A 19,618-nucleotide genomic window follows, 5' to 3' on the forward strand; every position below is an offset into this window, starting at 1 on the left:
TTATGAGAAAGATATTCGCTATAGTTTTTATCACTTTACTTTCTGCCGGCCTGAAGGCACAGACAGCTAAGTATGTGGTAGTAGTAAGTGTTGATGGATTCAGACCAGATTTTTATCTGGATAAATCATGGCCTGCACCGAATATGCAGCAGATGATGGACAAAGGGATTTATGCAGAAGGCGTAAGAGGTATTTTCCCTACTGTTACTTATCCATCCCATACTACATTGGTCACGGGTGTAATGCCTGCACGTCATGGTATCGTGTATAATACACCTTTTGATATGAAAGGATTATCCGGCCGGTGGTTCAAAGAGTACAAAGATATCAAAGCGCAAACCTTATGGGATGCAGCTCACCAGGCAGGTTTAAAAACTGCTTCTGTTTCCTGGCCGGTAACAGTAGGAGCTACGATTGATTATAACATTCCGGAGACATGGTCGGAGAAAACACCGGGCGACCGTCGCGGTGCTACCTCTGAAGATGCCACACCAAAAGGATTATTCGAGGAAGTACAGGCAAATGCTACCGGACATCTGGAAGCCAATGATATGGACCTGCACTTTTTGAGTATGAATGAGAACCTGGGCAGAATGACTGCTTATCTCATCATGAAATACAAACCAAACCTGGTAACGGTACACCTGCCCTGCACAGATGAATTTGAACACATGGAAGGACGTGAAGGAGAAGGGGTGAGACGTGCCGTTGCTTCTGCCGACAGAGCCATTGGCGGTATCATAGAAGCCCTGCAAAAGGCAGGTATCAAAGACAGTACTGCTTTGATCATCACCGGAGATCATGGATTTGTGGATACGCATTCCAGCCTTGCTCCGAATGTATGGCTGGCCCGGCAGGGTCTGATAGGTGTTACACCAGATCGTGGTAACTGGAAAGCTGCTTTTCATTCTTCCGGAGGGTCTGCGTTTTTACACCTGAAAGATCCTAAGGATGAAAAAACATTACAACAGGTGAAGAAGATACTGAGTGAGTTACCCTTTTCCGAGCAGAAACTGTTCCGTATAATAGACAGGGCAACGATGGATAAAATGGGTAGTGATCCTGAAGCGGCACTGGCATTGACAGGCGTGCAGGGCATCTCTTTCAATAATAATGCTGACGGGCCGGTATTGAGACCTGCCAAAGGAGGCGCACATGGTTATTTCCCGGATTTTAAAGAGATCCGTACCGGTTTTGTGGCAATGGGCGCCGGTTTAAATACCGGTGCAGTATTTCCTGAAATAGGTTTGGAAGATGTGGCTCCCCTGGTAGCAAAATTATTAGGGATTGAATTGAAGCAGGCAGAGGGGATTGTGTATCCCGGTATGTTAATGACTGCTAAGAAATAAGAGTAGAGATTCCTGTCGATAAAATATTTATCTCCTTCATAAAAGGCTCCGTAGGAGCCTTTTATGTTTTGCTACAAACACGGAATGAACACTCTGAATTTCCACTTTTGAAATGAACAGAATGAACAACCTTTTTTCCAAAAAAAAGGTAAATATTTGCTCCCGTTAAAAACAACAACATTGTTAACCCAATAACTACAATGTTGTTTAACCCGATTTCTTCATTTTAAATTATCAATTCATGGAATTCATGAGCCATTTAGAGCAGGTTAACCGCCTGTGGCGGAAAGACAACCGTATTCTTTTAGAGCATATCAGCTTATACTATGCACTTTTCACCTGGTGGTATTGTTACGGCAACGGACAACAGGTAGCAATATCCAGTGAAAGGATGATGCAGAGAAGCAAGATAAAATCAAAGGAGATGTATGAAGAGACTTTAGAAGAGCTGGATGCGTACGGGTATATTACTTACAGACCATCTAACGTGAAGGGGCAGCCGGCCACTATCGCTATTCATTCTTTTGATCTGGAAACAAAGGTAAAAACGAATACCGATGAAAGAGAATTAGTATTTAAGGGATTTACCAGTGATATGCTTTTTGACTGGTTTGTCAGGAGAAGAAGGGCCTGATGAAAAAAGCCGGCTGCCTTATTAAGGTAGCCGGCTTACACTTAACTACTTATTTTTCCCATATAAACTTTAGTAATATACCCAAAATTAACCTTCCCGTTTTCTGCATGTTTATCAACAATAGTTCTTAACCTCTCCAACATGGGTTCATAATTCGCTGCACCCGGTTTAGGGATATAAGAAGAGGATAACAAACGGCCTTGTACGCCCTCATAATCCAGCAACTGGTTATTGTCAAACTCTGCTTTCTCCATGGCCGCAGGTGCAAAAAACACCGGTAGTGTACCATCTGAAGCAATATCTCTATGTCCTACTTCCTGGTAATCTGTCCCAAAATCCTGCAATAACACTTCATAATCTTTTTCAAAGGGAGTATTCACCTCACGGATATTCCAGATCAGCACAATGTAACCGGTAGCAACACGCTCAAACTCCGCTTTTGCCAGCAGAGGATTGAACCAGTGAAATGCTTGTCCGGCGACTATCATATCCACACTCTTATCCGGTAGCTGCGTATTCTCCGCCGTTCCGTTCACACTGGTAAACCCAGGGTAATTTTTTAACAATTGTTCCGCTTTCTGCCGCATGGCATCATTAGGCTCCACCCCATACACTTTATTCCCGTTGCGAAGGAATAATTCCGTGGAAATGCCAGTCCCGGAGCCTATATCAGCAATCACAAAGGAGTCATTAAAACCAATTTTCTCCTGCAGGTGGGCAATGATTTCTTTTGACGGATAACCAGGGCGGTAGCGTACATAATCTTCCACTCTATCCGTAAATCTTTGAGTACTGTTCATAACTTAACCGGGTTTACCCTACAATATTACTTTTTTATGTTAATTTATGCACACCATTGATCAATACCTGCACTATTATATTCAGGCCTTACAAGTATTTTTGAAGACAGCAACCAATTTCAATGAAGAAGACATTCTTTTGTATAGATGCACACACCTGCGGTAATCCGGTAAGAGTAGTGGCGGGCGGTGGCCCGGTACTCCAGGGTGCCAACATGAGCGAGAAAAGGAACCATTTCCTGAAAGAATACGACTGGATACGGACCGGACTGATGTTCGAACCCCGTGGCCATGATATGATGAGCGGTAGTATCCTGTATCCGCCTCACGACCCGGCTAATGATGTGGCCGTGTTATTTATTGAAACCAGCGGCTGTTTGCCGATGTGCGGTCATGGTACTATCGGTACCATCACCATCGCCATAGAAGAAGGACTGATCACTCCTAAAATACCGGGAAAGGTAAGGATGGAAGCGCCTGCCGGACTGGTACTCATCGACTATACACAGGAAGGCAATAAGGTGAAAAGCGTGAAACTCACCAACGTACCTGCTTACCTGGCAGCTACAGACCTGGTAATAGACTGCCCGGACCTGGGGCCGCTTACTTTAGACGTTTCCTACGGCGGTAACTATTATGCTATTATCGATGTACAGGAAAACTTCCCCGGACTGGAACATTTCTCTGCCTCACAGCTGATTACCTGGGCCAGAGAGATCAGGAAACGCATCAATGAAAAATACACTTTCGTACACCCGGACAATCCTCATATAAACGGCTGCTCACATGTCCTCTGGACGGGCGCCGTGATGGACCCTACGTCTACCGCCCGTAACGCCGTGTTCTATGGCGATAAAGCGATAGACCGTTCTCCCTGTGGTACAGGTACCTCTGCCCGTATGGCGCAATGGTATGCCAAAGGGAAACTCAAAAAAGGGGACGCCTTCATTCATGAAAGCATTATCGGTTCAAAATTCATTGGTACCATTGAAGAAGAAACCAGCGTTACCGGACAACCGGCGATCCGCCCGGGTATAGAAGGATGGGCCAGGATATACGGTTATAACACAATTACGATCGATCCCGAAGACGATCCTTATGCATACGGATTACAGGTGATTTAAACGAACATATGAAAGTAGTAATTATTGGAGGAGGTATCATTGGCCTTAGCAGCGCCCTTTACCTCTGGCAGGCAGGATATCACGTAACAGTAGTAGACAGGTCTGAACTGAAAGATGGCTGTTCCTACGGGAATGCAGGGTATATCTGCCCCAGTCATTTTGTACCGCTGGCTACTCCCGGTATTGTTAAACAGGGCCTTAAATGGATGCTCAATGCTAAAAGTCCGTTTTATGTACAGCCAAGCCTTAACCGCTCCCTTATCAGCTGGGGATTGAAGTTTGTAAAAAGCGCTACCAAAGCGCATGTGGAACGCTCCGCCGTGCCATTGAGAGATATTTCCCTGCTGAGTAAACAACTCTATGAGGAATGGACCAAAGTGCTGGATTTCTCCTATGATCCACAGGGGATGCTGGAACTGTTCAACACAGAAGCTAATGCACATCATGCAGAAGATACTATCAAAGAGTCGAAAGCACTGGGAATAGATGCCCGGCTGATAGATAAAGCTACGCTGGCACAGATGGAGCCGGATACCCCTATTAATGCATTAGGCGCTATCTATTTCCCTGGTGATGCACAGCTATACCCAAATCAGTTGATGAATAACCTGCTGGTGTATTTAAAATCGCAGGGCGTAAAATTTGAGACCAGCCAGGAAGTGACTGGCTTTGTGACGGAAGGGAATAAAGTCAAAGGGATAAAAACAAATACGCAGGTAATAGATACAGATCATGTAGTAGTAGCTGGTGGTGTATGGAGCGGGGAACTGGCTAAATTGCTGCAACTGAATATCCCTATGGTGGGAGGACGTGGTTACTCTGTTACACTGGAAAATTCTCCTTATAAAGTAAGACATTCTGTTATCCTCAGTGAAGCGCGCGTAGCGATTTCTCCTATGAATGGTAACAAGATCCGCTTTGGTGGTACTATGGAGATCACTTCTGTAAATACCCCGCCACGTATGCAGCGGGTGCAGGGTATCCTCGAATCAGTGAAACGTTATTTCCCGGCTTACGATATTCCTTTGCCGGCACCAGAGAATGTATGGTATGGTTACCGTCCATGCAGTGCCGATGGATTACCGCATATCGGTAATATGCAGCGTTACCCGAATGTAACGATTGCTACAGGGCATTCTATGCTGGGAATCAGCTTAGGCGCCGGTACTGGCAAACTGGTAAGTGAGCTCGTGCAAAAAATACAACCGTCAATGGATATCAAACCTTTCCATGTAGAAAGATTTGACTAAAAATACCTGCAATGAAAAGAAGGCTTTTACAGTTGTTGTTTATGATGATTTTAGGACAGGCAAGCGCCCAGCAGATGACAGACCTGCTGATACATTACGAGGCCGATAAAGGAAGCCTGAACAGGTTTTATACTATAGATGTTTCTCCGGAACGCAGAGAACGTTTAAAAACATTCAACAAAGATTATCTGCAACAGTTATCCGCAGTAAACTTCGAAGGATTAGACGCCGGAGCAAGAGTAGACTATGTCTTACTAAGAAGAGATTTACAGGAACAACTCCGTGTACTGGATGAAGAAACAACAGAGTATAATCAGTTGGCTCCCTGGTTTCCCTTATCAGATAAAATATATCTTTCAGAGAAAGAAAGAAGGAGAGGGGAGAAACAGGATGCACAGGCATTAGCGGCTACCTTCCGCGAAATGGCGTTGTCTTTACAGGAGAAATCAAAACAACTGACTGCTACGGGTGAACTGAATATTCATCTCTTACGCAGAGGCGCTGCTATTGCAAAAGGCTTGTCTGAAGCATTGCACAGCGTACATACTTTTTACAACGGCTATGATCCTTTATATACCTGGTGGGCACCTGCTCCATATAAACAACTGGACAGCGCACTGAAAAGTTATGAAGCAGTATGGATACAAAAAATCAAAACCGCACCAGGCAGTAAGGATGATGGTAGCGGTATTGTAGGTCATCCTATTGGTCGTGATGAACTGATCAGACAGTTACAGCTGGAAATGATCCCTTACTCACCAGAAGAACTGATAGACATTGCCAATAAAGAATTTGCTTTCTGTGATGCTGAAATGCTGAAAGCATCTGAGGAGATGGGCTTTGGAAAAGACTGGCACAAGGCGATGGAGAAAGTGAAGAACAGCTATGTGCCTGCCGGAGATCAGCCGGAAGCCATGATGAAGCTGTATAATGAATCGGTGAGTTTCCTTAAAGAGAATAAGCTGGTAACACTGCCACCACTGGCAGAAGAAACCTGGCGTATGATTATGATGACGCCGGAAAGACAGCTGGTGAACCCATTCTTTACCGGTGGAGAGGAATTCAGTATTTCCTATCCTACCAATGATATGGAAGAAGCGGATAAGCTGATGAGCATGAGAGGAAATAATCCTCACTTCTCCAGAGCGACTGTTCACCATGAACTGCTGGCAGGGCATGCCTTACAGGAGTTTATGACCAACCGTTACAAAACTTACCGTCATTTCGAAACACCTTTCTGGATAGAAGGATGGGCGCTGTACTGGGAAATGCTGTTATGGGATAAGAAATTCCCACAGTCGCCCGAAGACCGCATCGGTATGTTATTCTGGAGGATGCACCGCTGCGCACGTATCATCTTCTCACTGAATTATCACCTGGGTAAATGGACACCGCAACAGTGTATAGACTTCCTGGTAGACAGGGTAGGGCATGAGCGTGCCAATGCGATCGGTGAAGTACGCCGTTCCTTTGTAGGTGGCTATAGCCCGCTGTACCAGGTAGCTTATATGATTGGTGGCTTACAGTTCATGGCATTAAAAAGAGAACTGGTGGATAGCGGTAAGATGACTTATCAGCAGTACCATGATGCAATATTACATGAAAACATGCTGCCGGTGGAAATGATCCGGTCTATACTAACGGATAAGCCTATTGCGAAAGATTTCAAAACCACCTGGCGCTTCTACAAATTGTAACGACATGAAAAAACTATTGCTTTTCGCAGCTGTACTGGCTGCGCACGCGCCCTTATTCTCGCAGTCTTATGCCCCGGGCAGAGTTAACCCTAAGATGAAGGTAGCCACTACGGTGCCTCTCTACGCTTACACCTTTAACCCGCAGGATGTAACGATTGCTGATGGCCCTTTTAAAACCGCGATGGAAGCGGACTCCCGTTATCTGCTGCTGATAGAGCCAGACAGGTTACTGGCAGACTTCCGCGAACATTCAGGACTGAAGGCCAAAGGTGCCCGCTACGGGGGCTGGGAGTCATCCGGACTGGCAGGTCATACCCTTGGGCATTACTTATCTGCCTGCGCCCTGCAATATGCGGCTACAGGTGATAAACGTTTCCTGGACAAGGTCAACTACATTGTAAAAGAGTTGGGTGAATGCCAGGTAAGCCGTAAAACGGGCTATGTTGGCGCTATTCCCGGAGAAGATTCCGTATGGTCTCAGGTAGCAGCAGGTAAGATCCGCTCCCGCGGATTTGATCTGAATGGTGGATGGTCGCCCTGGTATACGGTACATAAAATAATGGCCGGATTACTGGATGCCTATCTGTATTGTGATAATAAAGAAGCGCTGGCGATAGAGAAGAAAATGGCCGACTGGACAAGCAAGACTATCAATCATCTGCCGGATTCCCTGGTGCAGAAAATGCTGCTCTGCGAATATGGTGGTATGAATGAAGTGCTGGTAAATACGTATGCGATCACCGCAGAGAAAAAATACCTCGATCTCTCTTATAAATTCCATGATGCCCGCATCCTGGATTCCCTGGCCGCACAGTTGGATGTATTACCCGGTAAACACTCCAACACACAGATACCTAAAGTTATCGGCTGTATCCGCCGCTACGAACTCACCGGTAAAAAGAAAGACAGTGTAATTGCAGGGTTCTTCTGGAATACGGTTACCGCACATCATTCTTATGCTCCGGGTGGGAACAGTAACTATGAATATCTCGGTGCACCAGACAAACTGAACGACTACCTGACGGAGAATACGATGGAAACCTGTAATACCTACAATATGCTGAAACTCACCCGGCATTTGTTTGAATTACATCCTGATGCACATTTAATGGACTTCTACGAACGTGCTTTATACAATCATATCCTGGCTTCCCAGAACCACCAGAATGGTATGATGTGTTACTTTGTACCACTGCGTATGGGTACACGCAAGGAGTTCAGTGATTCGTTTAATACGTTCACCTGTTGTGTAGGTTCCGGTATGGAGAATCATGTGAAATACGGAGAGAGTATTTATTTTGAAGGAGCAGATGGTAGTTTGTATGTAAACCTGTTCATCCCTTCCCGCCTGCAATGGCATCAGAAGAATGCAATCATAGAACAAAGTGCAGAAGGAGATAAAGTAGAGCTGACTGTAAATATAAAAACGGCAGCTACTTTCCCTTTACGCATCCGTAAACCCCGTTGGGTACAAAGTGGTATGTTGCTGACCGTAAATGGGAAGGAACAGCCCCTGACACCGGCAGCAGATGGCTACATCAGTATTAACCGTAAATGGAGTAACGGGGATAAGGTGGCCTTTACGTTGCCTAAAAGTATTTATTCCGAAGCGATGCCGGATAACCCCGGAAGGATTGCTTTCTTCTACGGTCCTACCATACTGGCAGGCGTAGTGGGAGATAAAGAACCCGAAGGTATTCCGGTGCTGGTATCAGCAGATAAAAATGCAGCGAACTGGATAAAGAAAGATGATAATCAGATGGTATTTCATACCAGTCAGGTTGGCCAGCCAAACGACATTACACTCATCCCTTTCAATGCTGTACAGAAAGAATATTATAGCGTTTACTGGGATGCATTCAGTCCGGAAGGCTGGGCTGCCCAGCAGGAGAAATATGCAGCTGACAAGAAAAGACAGCAGCAGATAGAGGCCAGTACAGTGGATATGTTACGTGTAGGAGAGATGCAGCCGGAAAGAGATCATAATTTTACAGGAGATAAAACCAATACGGGAGAAGATCATAACCGTAAATGGAGAGTAGCAGAAGAGGACGGGTATTTGTCTTTCACAATGAAAACAGATCCTGCCGCTGTCAACAGCCTGCTTTGTACTTACTGGGGGATGGATAACCGCTACCGTAAGTTTGATATACTGGTAGATGGTGTTAAAGTCGCTACAGAGGATCTGAATAAGTATAAAGAGAGTAAGTTCTATGAATTGGTATATCCTATTCCGGCAGAACTGACTAAGGACAAGAAACAGGTAACTATTACCATGAAAGGAGCCCCGCATAATAGTGCAGGTCCTGTGTATGGTACTATCAGAATGATGAAAGAATAGGATTTACCTGTTTAAACATATTTTCTACAAACTAAAGGCTCCGTAAGGAGCCTTTTTAGCGTCTGCTTCATAGATAACAACTATCTATAAGCAGGCTAAAAGTAGATTATCCCCGGAATAACAGGATTTTAAGCCCTATATAAGCCCACTCTAAATAAGGTGAGCTTGTATACAGGTCATAGTGGACTTATAGTGGGCTTATATAGGGCTTATACCCCTGGGAGAATTGAATATCAATAGCTTATAACACCCTGTTTTCCCGTCTTAAACAGGCATATGTTATCCAGCAAAAAAGGACTCCTGAAAGGAGTCCTTTTTTGTAACTAATTATATATCACTCCTGACGGAGTTATTGACTATTTGAATGCAACACCTATACCTAAGATGATCTGCTGAGATTTCCAGGTATGCTGTGGAGTAGTGATATCGTTCACATTGTTTAGACCCAATACATAACGGCCAAAGAATCTAACATTCGCTACATTCACCTGTACACCGGCAACTGCTCCGATATCGGTTTTTTTGAATGCATCCTTGTTATACTTCAGGAAATCCTCGTTAGCAAAGAACAGGTAACTGTACTGTGCTCCCAGGTTAAACGTCAGGTCCTTGATAGGGCTGTAACGGAATAAGAGGGGAATGGTTACATAACTGAGTTTAGCTTTGTTGCTGGAAGAGCTTGTATTACCTTCACTTACATAATACCTGGACTGAAAATCGTCCGTTTTCCTGGTGCCAGCCTGTGTAAATAATATTTCCGGCTGAATACCCCATTTTTTAGAAAAATCCCATTCAGCAAACGCGCCACCCTGGAAACCAGGAGGATAAGAAGATTTCAGACCATCGCCCTGGATAGTAGAGAACATTAAGCTCGCTTTCAATCCATAATGGAAACCCTGCGCACTCGCAGCAGATCCAAGGAACACTAATAAAACTCCGGCCAGTAACAATCTTTTTTTCATAGATACTATTTAAACTATTACAATGATCAATTGAAAATTACGAATGAACCCGTGTAATGCAGGCTAAAATATTTCGCGGGCAAACATACGTAATTCGCAATAGATCATAATTAATATGCGATTAAAGTTTGATTTTCTCATTAGATAAACTTTACCTCCCGGGGTTTAATAGGGGTACCCTTAATGGGATGAATTGACCATAATTATCTCCGAACCGGCGTATTATATCTTTATTTGTATATGTCATCCTGCCATAAATTTTTTTCCACTTTTGCGACAAGATAACTATCCCGGAAACCCCAACCCCTTCATTTAGTTCTTAAATGGTAAGATAGCATTGTGAAAGGTTAACTCTCTAATGAGGTAAATTATTAATATTGTACCTGAATTTTAATTGTTTTTTAAAAACAAACACCCACGCATCAATGGTACTCACTAATCAAGGTCTGAAAAGAATGATGGCAAGCCTATGCCTGTCAGTTTGCCTGCTGCCGGCAATCACAAAAGCGCAGCAAAAGGATTCGATCACAAAAGGTGGTTTTACGCTGATTTATGAAAACAAATCAGCTACGTTTGACACAACAGTAGGGCGCCGGCTCATTAACACCTTTTTCGAGATCTACCCTAAAGAGGTAGCACGTTTTAACAAAAACGCGGTAAAAGTTGTGTATTTTGAAATCGACCCGACTTACGACGGTATTGCTGCTACTTATGGCACGCGTATCCGCTTTAACCCGGAATGGTTCAAAAAGAACCCGAACGACGTAGACGTGGTAACCCATGAAGGTATGCACGTAGTGCAGTCTTACCCTGGTTATGACCCGGGATGGTTAACAGAAGGGATTGCGGACTATGTACGTTTTGTATATGGTGTGGACAATCCGGGAGCCCATTGGACACTGCCCGACTTCAAAGAAGGACAGAGCTACAAACAGGCATACCGTGTTACTGCCCGTTTCCTGGTATGGATAGAAAAGAACAAACGCAAAGACCTGGTAAACAAACTGGATGCTGCGATGCGTACCAGAACTTATACTCCTGCTATCTGGAAAGATCTGACAGGAAAAACCGTGGACGAGCTGTGGACGGAATATGCCGCCAACCCGGTTATCTAATTTAAAAACAAACACTTATGCAAGTACGTTACATCCTCAGCCTGTTACTTTTTAGTGGTGCTGCCGCAAATGCGCAGCAAAAATCAATTGCCGGATTCAAAGGTGACGCTACCGTTACCCAGCAACAACTGGAAACCCGCTTTGATCAGCAGATCAGTGGTGCACATATCGGAGAAACCATCCGTGAACTGTCGGCTAAACCACATCACCTGGGCTCTTCCGGTGGTAAGGCTGTGGCTGAATCCGTACTTGCAAAGTTCAAAAGTTATGGTTGGGATACACACCTGGTTACTTACCAGGTGCTGTTCCCTACCCCTAAAACAAGGGTACTGGAACTTACTGGTCCTACTACCTATAAGGCTTTACTCAAGGAGCCTGCTTTAAAAGAAGATGCTACTTCCGGCCAGGATGGCCAGCTGCCTACCTATAACGCCTGGAGTGCAGACGGCAACGTTACTGCTGAACTGGTATACGTGAACTTTGGTCTGCCTGAAGATTACGAATGGCTGGAACGTGCAGGGATAGACGTTAAAGGAAAAATCGTGATTGCCCGCTACGGACATTCCTGGCGCGGTACCAAACCTAAAGTAGCCCAGGAACATGGCGCTGTTGGTTGCATTATTTATTCTGATCCTGCTCAGGATGGTTATGTGCAGGGAGATGTATACCCGCAGGGCGCCTATAAAAATGAATACGGTGTGCAACGTGGCTCTATCATGGATATGGTCATCTATCCCGGAGATCCGCTTACTCCCGGTACCGGTGCTACGCAGAACGCCAAACGTCTGGAAAGGTCCGAAGCTGCCAACCTCTTAAAAATACCGGTGCTGCCTATCAGTTACCACGATGCACAGCCTTTACTGGCAGCCCTTACAGGCCCGGTAGCTCCTGCTGCATGGAGAGGTGGTCTGGCTATAACGTATCATGTTGGTCCGGGTACAGGAAAGGTACACCTGGAAGTATCGTTCGACTGGCAACTACGTCCTGCCTACGATGTGATCGCTGAAATCAAAGGAGCGCAGTTCCCTGATCAATGGATCATCAGAGGGAATCACCATGATGCATGGGTGAATGGGGCTAATGATCCTATCAGCGGACTGGCATCTGAACTGGAAGAGGCAAAGGCAATCGGTGAGCTGGTGAAAGGTGGTTACAAACCCGCCCGTACACTGGTGTATTGCGCCTGGGATGGGGAAGAACCAGGGTTGATAGGCTCTACGGAATGGGTAGAAGATCATGCCGATGAATTACAGAAGAAAGCAGTGGCTTATATAAATACAGATAGCAACGGACGCGGTTTCCTCTTCGCCGGTGGCTCTCATGCCCTGGAACCTATGATGGGAGAGATTGCGAAAGATGTGATTGATCCGCAAACACATGCAAGTCTGTTTGAACGTAAAAGAGCATTGAGTGCAGTGAGCGCAACCAGTACGAAAGGGAAAAAAGATGCCATGCAACAGCAGGACATGAAACTGGAAGCGTTAGGCTCCGGTTCAGATTATTCTTCCTTCCTGCAACATCTTGGAATCCCTTCATTGAATCTTGGTTTTGGAGGAGAAGATGAAGGGGGAGAATATCATTCTATTTATGATTCTTATGATGATTATACCCGGTTTAAAGATCCCGGATTTGTATATGGAGCCGTACTGTCCCAAACAGCTGGAAGGGCTGTATTACGCCTTGCAGATGCGCCCGCTTTACCTTTTGATTATCGCAGTCTGCAAAAGACGATCAGTACTTATATAGATGAATTACAGACACTCACTGCAGAAATGCGTGAGAGCACCAAAACCAATAACACCTTATTAACTACACAACAGTATTCGCTGGCAGAAAACAAACAGGAAAAGCTGAAGCTGCCTGCCCTGGAAGAAGAAGTGCCTTACATTGATTTCTCTCCATTGCAAAATGCCTTGTCTGCCCTCGATAAAGCTACCCAGCAACAGCCTGTTAATAACCAGGCTTTGTATCAGGCTGAACAGCAGTTACTCGTTAAGGATGGATTACCGCGTCGTTCCTGGTATAAACATACTATTTACGCCCCCGGCTTTTATACGGGTTATGGTGTGAAAACGATTCCCGGTGTGAGAGAAGCAATTGAACAGCGCAACTGGAAAGAGGCGCAAACGCAAATAGGGATTGTAGCTGAGGCTATCAATCGCCTGGCGGTTTATCTGGCTGCTGCGAAATAATTGGGTGCCCTGCAAAACCTCTTCTGATTTTTTTGATCAGAATAAATCAAACTGATTCCCCCTGCTTCTCATTGCTCTTGGCAATATGAAGCAGGGGGTTTATATTTACAGGATGTTTGTAAAATAAAAACCTGATATGTTCACGTTCACATTCACTTATATACATCTCTAAAGCACACGCCGACTAAACAATTGAATGGATGAAAGTTAAAGCTACTTTTAAGAGAAATCTGCTGATAGGGTTTGGTTTGTCGTTGTTTTTACTGGTGGTGAGTTCAGTAGCCTCCTTTTTTAGTATCAAAAACCTCATGGCAACCGCTTTTTTGGTGGATCATACCAACCAGGTGATTTTGCAACTGGAGAATGCCATATCGGTGATGAAAGATGCTGAAACAGGACAGCGGGGCTATCTGCTGACAGGTGATGAAGCATTCCTCGATCCATACAAAGGTGCCTTTGACAGTTCATTGGCCACTATTGATAATCTTCAACTTTTAACACAGGACAATCCTGTTCAACAGGCTTCTCTCAAAGACCTGAGGGCCATGATCAATCGCCGGCAGGCACATTTGCAGCATTCTATAGATTCCCGTCGTACAGGACAGCCCATTAGTTTTGACAGTCTGCAGGGTGGCCGGATGATAATGGACAGCGCCCGTAAGCTGGTGACGTTGATGGAAGAAAGGGAGCGTACACTGCTGCTGCAACGTACTGCCCGGCTGAATAGTATTTCGGGTTATACACCTGTGCTGATCGTGATTGCAGCGTTACTGGCACTGCTCATCACTACTGTGTTCTACTCCCGGGTGAACCGTGATTTTGAAGAACGCAGCAAACTACAGGAGGCACTGGAAGAAAAAGACCGTGATATCACCCGCCGTATAGATATCATCCGCAATATTGCAGAAAAGATCTCTGCCGGTGATTATTCTATCCGGGTAAATGATGAAGAAAGTGATGGACTGGGTAGTTTGTCGTTGTCGCTGAATAAAATGGCTATTTCCCTGGACCGTTCATTTAATCTGTTATCGGAAAAAGAATGGTTACAGGCAGGTATTGCAGGGTTGAATAACAGGATGGTGGGAGAGAAGACGGTAGAGGTAATGTCTGCTCATATCATAGAATTCCTGGCAGAATATACCCATAGTCAGGTAGGTGCACTGTACCTCAATGAAGGGAACCATATCTTAAAACTGAGTGGTGGTTTTGCATTCAGCAATACGGGGAATCGTCTTGAAATACCTTTAGGGCAGGGGCTTGCAGGGCAATGTGCATTGAGTGCCAAAACAATGTTACTGAAAGATATCGCAGCGGAAAACATCTCCATCAGTTATGCAGCCGGGGAAATAAAACCGGTGTCTGTTATAGTCGTTCCCGTTATATATGAAGGGAATGTAAAGGGTGTGATAGAGCTGGCATCCCTTACTGAATATACCCCCGGGGACCTTACTTTCCTGGAGGCGATTACGCATAATGTAGGGATAGCAATTAATACCTCAGAAAACCGTCGCCGTGTACAGGAATTACTGGAAGAAACACAGGCACAGTCGGAAGAATTACAGGTACAACATGGCGAATTAGAAAATATCAATACTGAGCTGGAAACACAGGCTTTTAAATTGCAGGCATCAGAAGAAGAGTTACGTGTACAGCAGGAAGAACTGCAACAGGCCAACCAGGAGCTGGAAGAAAGATCACGTTTGCTGGAAGACAGGAACCAGGTGATTGTAGAACGTAATCTTGAAATACAAAAGAAAGCAGAAGAACTGGAGATCAGTACCAAATACAAATCGGAGTTTTTGGCGAATATGTCGCATGAACTACGTACCCCATTAAACTCTATCCTGTTATTAAGCCGTCTGCTCTCAGAAAATAATGAGAAGAACCTGATCCCGGACCAGGTAGAATCTGCACAGGTGATCCAGAGTTCGGGTAAGGGATTATTGAATCTGATAGATGAAATCCTTGATCTCTCCAAGATAGAATCCGGGAAGATGGACCTGGAACTGGCAGGTGTACCTGTACACGAAGTTTGTGCGGATATGGAAGCGTTATTTGCACCTATCGCCCGAGAAAAGAACCTCGATCTCAGAGTAAATATTCAGGCCGATGCACCTGCTTTAATAGAAACAGATAAGATGCGTCTGGAACAGATCCTTAAAAATCTGCTTTCCAATGCACTTAAATTTACGGCCAGAGGAAGTGTTATCTTACAGGTAAGTTCCCTGGAACAAAACGGACAGCCTTACATTCGTTTTGCCGTAAGAGATACCGGTATCGGTATTCCTGCAGATAAACAACAGGTGATCTTTGAAGCATTCCAGCAGGCAGACGGATCTACCAGACGTAAATATGGTGGTACGGGTCTTGGACTGTCTATCAGTCGGGAGCTGGCTAAACTTCTGGGTGGAGAGATCCGGCTGGAAAGTGAGCCGGGGAATGGCAGTGAGTTCATCGTGACGATCCCGGTGCGTCCGCAGGCAGAGGTAGCGGCTGTTATCCAGGTAGCTACGCAGCAGCAGGCAGAAGAAGTATGGATAGAAGCCAGGAAGGCTAAGAATGATGAACTGCGTTTTACTGCTAAAGAAATACCGGCAGAAATACCGGACGACAGGAACAATATAACAGGGGAAGATAAGGTGATCCTGATAGTAGAGGATGATACCAGTTATGCGGCTATCCTGCTCGATTTTACCCGTAAAAGAGGATATAAAGGTATTGTAGCGGTACGTGGAGATCATGGTATAGAGATGGCCAACCGTTACAAACCGGTGGCAATTCTGCTGGATATCGTACTGCCGGTACAGAATGGATGGAAGGTAATGGAGGCGCTGAAATCGAATCCTGCTACCAGGCATATACCCGTGCATATCGTTTCTTCCCTGGAAGCCAGGAAGGAGAGTTTGCAGAAAGGAGCGGTAGACTTTATCAATAAACCACTGGCGCTGGAACAGATGCCGCTCGTTTTCCAACGCCTGGAAGATGCGCTCACACGCAATCCCAAGAAGGTGCTTATCGTGGAAGAAAATGCCAAACATGCACAGGCGCTGGCTTATTTCCTGGAAAACTTCAATGTAAATACAGAGATCACAGGGAGTATTGTCAGCAGTGTGAATGCCCTTAAAAAGGAGAACGTAAACTGTGTGATCCTGGATATGGGAGTACCTGATGAACAGGCTTATGAAACACTGGAAACTGTGAAAGGGAATCCGGGTCTGGAAAATCTGCCTATCATCATTTTCACGGGTAAAAATCTGTCCCGTGCAGAAGAAAACCGTATCCGCCAGTATGCGGATTCTATCGTGATCAAAACAGCACATTCCTATCAGCGTATGCTCGATGAGGTAGCGTTGTTCCTGCACCTGGTAGAAGAGAAAGGAGGAGAGAAACCACTACGTAAACAACAGGGGGCATTGAAAGAAGTACTGCTGAATAAAACAGTATTGATTGCAGATGATGATGTGCGTAACATATTCTCTCTTACTAAAGCGCTGGAGCAGCATAAAATGAACATTCTTTCTGCGCTGGATGGTAAAGAAGCTATGTTACAGCTGGAAAATAATCCTAAAGTGGATATTGTGCTGATGGATATGATGATGCCTGAAATGGACGGTTATGAAACTATTAAACAGATCCGCCAGTTATCAAAATTCCGTAACCTGCCTATTCTGGCAGTAACGGCAAAAACGATGCTGGGCGACAGGGAAAAATGTATCAGGGCAGGTGCTTCCGATTACATTTCAAAACCGGTGGATATAGACCAGTTAGTGTCCTTATTGCGGGTATGGTTGTATGATAATACGAGGGTTTAATAATGGGGAAAAAGATATTAATCATAGATGACGATAACCGTAATATTTACGCGTTAAAACTGGTGTTAAAATCAAAAGGATTTGATTGTCTCACCGCTGCTGATGCTGTAACGGGTTTACAGATGTTGCAGGAAGGAGAGGGGATCGGCATTGTATTAATGGATATGATGATGCCCGAAATGGATGGATATGAGGCGATTGGCATTATCAGGAATACCCCGGTCATTGCTGATGTGTATATTGTGGCAGTTACGGCACAGGCTATGGTAGGAGACCGGGAGAAGTGTCTGGCCGCGGGTGCATCAGCTTATGTGTCAAAACCAATAGACGTAGACGTGTTACTGGAACTGTTGAATGAACAGATTGTCAGTGAAAAATAAGGGTAGTATATACATGTTAACATGTAGTTAACGTTTTAAGGATGCCGGAAAGCGGATATTTACGTTAGCAACTGTTGACAAAGATATTTCCCAAAAAACACTGTATGCAGCATATGGATGATTCGGCTATGCTTAATGCGTTAAAGGGTGGAGACATCAAAGCTTACCAGTATTTCTTCATGAAATACTATAAGCCGCTGTGTTTGAAGGCCCGTATGATGCTGAATAGTATGGAAGAAGCAGAACAAATGGTGCAGAAGATCTTTGTAGAAGTATGGGAAGAACGCCTGTATCTTGAGATCGAACAGTCGGTAGGAGGGTATTTCTACCGGAAAGTTCATAATAGTTGCGTAAACCTGGTAAGGAAAAGTGATTCAGGCAATCACTATTCTACAGATCATGGCTTTTTGCTGATGCAGGGTATGTTGCCCGCTATGCAAATGCAGAACGACATGAATACCGCCTTGTTATCCTATAATGAGCGTATCCCGGAATTGTTTCGTATACTGGAAAAGGGCTTTAATGCCTTCAGACGTGTGTTAAATGTAACCCTCGAAGCGTTATGTATCCATATCAAGCTATAAGCGCCCGGGAAAAACCTATTGTCCAACATAATTGTAATATTTTGTCTATCCCTAATGGCGTATAATGATGAACATATCTTTCAGTTGATACTGGAGAAGTTGAGTGGCGAAATAAGCGACGAAAACAGGCTATACCTTGAGCAGGCTGCGCGGGAGGATGACAATATAAGACGATGCCTGGAAGAAATGGAAGAAGCGTCTGACGTGGTTGGGCCGGAGTTTATGGATGATGTGTATAATGAGATAGCCTGGAGTAATGTACTGTCTTTGCTGGATAATGAACACCCGGCTACAAAGATTGTGACGGTGGGTGAGCATGAAACACCTCTAAATAAAACACCTGAAATTCCTACAGGAACTACCGTAGAACTCTCTAAACGTCCAACAGCCCTTCGTACCTGGCTGGTCGCCGCCGCCACATTGATTATCATTTCCTCTTTACTATACTTTTTCCTGGCAGGTACAAATAAACAACCTGTACCTATCGCTAAAAATAAGATTGTAATCCCTTCATCAGGAGATATTCAGTTACTGCTTGATAATGGTAAAACCATTCCACTGCCAGGCAGTGAAGGGAACATGAGTTCAATAGCCGCTCTTACAAACAAAGAAGGTGAGTGGGGTACATTACTGGTTCCTACCGGCAAAAACTATAAATTATTACTGGCTGACGGCTCCGCTGTACATCTGAACGCTTATTCCAGTCTCCGTTTTCCGTTTAATTTCTCCGGTAAAATAAGAGAAGTATTCCTCTCAGGAGAGGGTTATTTTACGATCGCTCAGAAAGCAGAGAAACCCTTTATTGTACATTCCGGCGCAACAGCCGTGAAAGTACTGGGTACCTCATTCAATATCAACGCCTATTCAGATAGTCTGATCGTTACCTCTCTCATAGAAGGTAGTATTCTCACCAGTGATGATGAGGAACCGGAAGTTCAGCTACAACCGGGTACCGAAGCTATCTACCGTAAAGGTTACCTGCGTGAGATCCATTCTTTTGATGAAAATATTACCCTGGCCTGGCGTAAAGGACAGTATAACTACTATAACGAATCCCTTGGTACCCTGGATGCTGTTATCCTCCACTGGTACGGTAAACAGCTCCTGTTTAAAGACTCCGCACTGGCAGCTAAAAAGCTGACAGGCATCATAGAAAGAGATAAGCCGCTCACAGACTTCCTGGACGGTTTGGGTAAAACATCCGGCCTTACCTACCAGGTAACCGGGGATAAAATCTATCTTACAGAAAAGCAATAGGTATATCCCTCAGAATTCGATAGGTTCACCCCAAAAGCCCTGCCCACATTATGCATTCTGCATTAAAATACTTACATTTAGTTCCGGCGTCTGCGCAGTAAGCCAACTCTATAAAATTCAC

Annotated in this window: 14 protein-coding genes; 12 read left to right on the plus strand and 2 right to left on the minus strand. The window is 44.8% G+C overall.

Annotated features, from left to right (window positions below; all coding sequences use genetic code 11):
• Nucleotides 1–2: 2 nt before the first annotated feature.
• Together BMW86_RS22895 and BMW86_RS22900 are read left to right on the plus strand one after the other, a co-directional pair.
• Nucleotides 3–1,349 carry an alkaline phosphatase family protein gene (locus tag BMW86_RS22895; RefSeq protein ID WP_089784264.1) on the plus strand — a complete coding sequence of 449 codons (1,347 nt, stop codon included), beginning with the start codon at nt 3–5 and terminating at the stop codon, nt 1,347–1,349.
• 241 nt (nt 1,350–1,590) lie between these two features.
• Entirely contained in the window at nt 1,591–1,983 is a 393-nt protein-coding gene (locus BMW86_RS22900; protein WP_089784265.1) for a hypothetical protein, read from the plus strand.
• A 41-nt stretch (nt 1,984–2,024) separates the two neighbouring features.
• Here the strand turns inward: BMW86_RS22900 and BMW86_RS22905 are convergent, their stop codons facing one another.
• The gene (locus tag BMW86_RS22905; RefSeq protein ID WP_089784266.1) at nt 2,025–2,783 is read right to left on the minus strand and encodes a class I SAM-dependent methyltransferase; all 759 of its coding nucleotides are present in this window, start codon (nt 2,781–2,783) and stop codon (nt 2,025–2,027) included.
• Between the two features lie 122 nt (nt 2,784–2,905).
• Between BMW86_RS22905 and BMW86_RS22910 the strand changes: the two genes are divergently transcribed.
• The 4 genes from BMW86_RS22910 to BMW86_RS22925 are packed head-to-tail and all read left to right on the plus strand — an operon-like array spanning nt 2,906 to nt 9,195.
• The gene (locus BMW86_RS22910) at nt 2,906–3,907 is read left to right on the plus strand and encodes a 4-hydroxyproline epimerase (protein ID WP_089784267.1); all 1,002 of its coding nucleotides are present in this window, start codon (nt 2,906–2,908) and stop codon (nt 3,905–3,907) included.
• An 8-nt stretch (nt 3,908–3,915) separates the two neighbouring features.
• On the plus strand, nt 3,916–5,157 hold the full coding sequence (locus BMW86_RS22915; protein WP_089784268.1) for an NAD(P)/FAD-dependent oxidoreductase: 1,242 nt from the start codon (nt 3,916–3,918) through the stop codon (nt 5,155–5,157).
• An 11-nt stretch (nt 5,158–5,168) separates the two neighbouring features.
• Nucleotides 5,169–6,854: a DUF885 family protein gene (locus BMW86_RS22920; RefSeq protein WP_089784269.1), complete on the plus strand. Its 1,686-nt coding sequence runs from the start codon at nt 5,169–5,171 to the stop codon at nt 6,852–6,854.
• Between the two features lie 4 nt (nt 6,855–6,858).
• Nucleotides 6,859–9,195, plus strand: a complete 2,337-nt coding sequence (locus tag BMW86_RS22925; RefSeq protein ID WP_089784270.1) for a glycoside hydrolase family 127 protein — start codon at nt 6,859–6,861, stop codon at nt 9,193–9,195.
• Nucleotides 9,196–9,551: 356 nt separating this feature from the next.
• Here BMW86_RS22925 and BMW86_RS22930 read toward each other — a convergent pair whose 3' ends face one another.
• A complete protein-coding gene (locus tag BMW86_RS22930) occupies nt 9,552–10,157 on the minus strand; it encodes a porin family protein (RefSeq protein ID WP_089784271.1) in 606 nt (201 codons plus the stop codon).
• A gap of 425 nt (nt 10,158–10,582) precedes the next feature.
• Here BMW86_RS22930 and BMW86_RS22935 point away from each other — a divergent pair, with 425 nt between their 5' ends.
• From BMW86_RS22935 to BMW86_RS22960, 6 genes are all read left to right on the plus strand, one after another.
• The gene (locus BMW86_RS22935; protein ID WP_089784273.1) at nt 10,583–11,272 is read left to right on the plus strand and encodes a basic secretory protein-like protein; all 690 of its coding nucleotides are present in this window, start codon (nt 10,583–10,585) and stop codon (nt 11,270–11,272) included.
• Between the two features lie 17 nt (nt 11,273–11,289).
• Nucleotides 11,290–13,464 (plus strand): transferrin receptor-like dimerization domain-containing protein, encoded by a 2,175-nt coding sequence (locus BMW86_RS22940; protein ID WP_089784275.1) that lies wholly within the window; start codon nt 11,290–11,292, stop codon nt 13,462–13,464.
• Nucleotides 13,465–13,664: 200 nt separating this feature from the next.
• Nucleotides 13,665–17,276, plus strand: a complete 3,612-nt coding sequence (locus BMW86_RS22945) for a response regulator (protein ID WP_089784276.1) — start codon at nt 13,665–13,667, stop codon at nt 17,274–17,276.
• 2 nt (nt 17,277–17,278) lie between these two features.
• Entirely contained in the window at nt 17,279–17,656 is a 378-nt protein-coding gene (locus BMW86_RS22950; RefSeq protein ID WP_089784279.1) for a response regulator, read from the plus strand.
• 104 nt (nt 17,657–17,760) lie between these two features.
• Entirely contained in the window at nt 17,761–18,240 is a 480-nt protein-coding gene (locus tag BMW86_RS22955; protein WP_089784281.1) for a sigma factor, read from the plus strand.
• A 54-nt stretch (nt 18,241–18,294) separates the two neighbouring features.
• Entirely contained in the window at nt 18,295–19,497 is a 1,203-nt protein-coding gene (locus BMW86_RS22960) for a FecR family protein (RefSeq protein ID WP_089784283.1), read from the plus strand.
• Nucleotides 19,498–19,618 lie beyond the last annotated feature (121 nt).

This window comes from Chitinophaga sp. YR573, from assembly GCF_900110995.1.
In the GTDB taxonomy this organism is placed as follows: Bacteria; Bacteroidota; Bacteroidia; order Chitinophagales; family Chitinophagaceae; genus Chitinophaga.

Excerpts from the sequence above, each read along its gene's own strand:
- BMW86_RS22940 (WP_089784275.1), top strand. The coding sequence starts at position 11,290 with ATGCAAGTACGTTACATCCTCAGCCTGTTACTTTTTAGTGGTGCTGCC.
- BMW86_RS22945 (WP_089784276.1), top strand. The coding sequence starts at position 13,665 with ATGAAAGTTAAAGCTACTTTTAAGAGAAATCTGCTGATAGGGTTTGGT.
- BMW86_RS22920 (WP_089784269.1), top strand. The coding sequence starts at position 5,169 with ATGAAAAGAAGGCTTTTACAGTTGTTGTTTATGATGATTTTAGGACAG.
- BMW86_RS22930 (WP_089784271.1), bottom strand. The coding sequence starts at position 10,157 with ATGAAAAAAAGATTGTTACTGGCCGGAGTTTTATTAGTGTTCCTTGGA.
- BMW86_RS22960 (WP_089784283.1), top strand. The coding sequence starts at position 18,295 with ATGGCGTATAATGATGAACATATCTTTCAGTTGATACTGGAGAAGTTG.
- BMW86_RS22915 (WP_089784268.1), top strand. The coding sequence starts at position 3,916 with ATGAAAGTAGTAATTATTGGAGGAGGTATCATTGGCCTTAGCAGCGCC.
- BMW86_RS22910 (WP_089784267.1), top strand. The coding sequence starts at position 2,906 with ATGAAGAAGACATTCTTTTGTATAGATGCACACACCTGCGGTAATCCG.
- BMW86_RS22925 (WP_089784270.1), top strand. The coding sequence starts at position 6,859 with ATGAAAAAACTATTGCTTTTCGCAGCTGTACTGGCTGCGCACGCGCCC.
- BMW86_RS22935 (WP_089784273.1), top strand. The coding sequence starts at position 10,583 with ATGGTACTCACTAATCAAGGTCTGAAAAGAATGATGGCAAGCCTATGC.
- BMW86_RS22895 (WP_089784264.1), top strand. The coding sequence starts at position 3 with ATGAGAAAGATATTCGCTATAGTTTTTATCACTTTACTTTCTGCCGGC.
- BMW86_RS22950 (WP_089784279.1), top strand. The coding sequence starts at position 17,279 with ATGGGGAAAAAGATATTAATCATAGATGACGATAACCGTAATATTTAC.
- BMW86_RS22900 (WP_089784265.1), top strand. The coding sequence starts at position 1,591 with ATGGAATTCATGAGCCATTTAGAGCAGGTTAACCGCCTGTGGCGGAAA.
- BMW86_RS22955 (WP_089784281.1), top strand. The coding sequence starts at position 17,761 with ATGCAGCATATGGATGATTCGGCTATGCTTAATGCGTTAAAGGGTGGA.
- BMW86_RS22905 (WP_089784266.1), bottom strand. The coding sequence starts at position 2,783 with ATGAACAGTACTCAAAGATTTACGGATAGAGTGGAAGATTATGTACGC.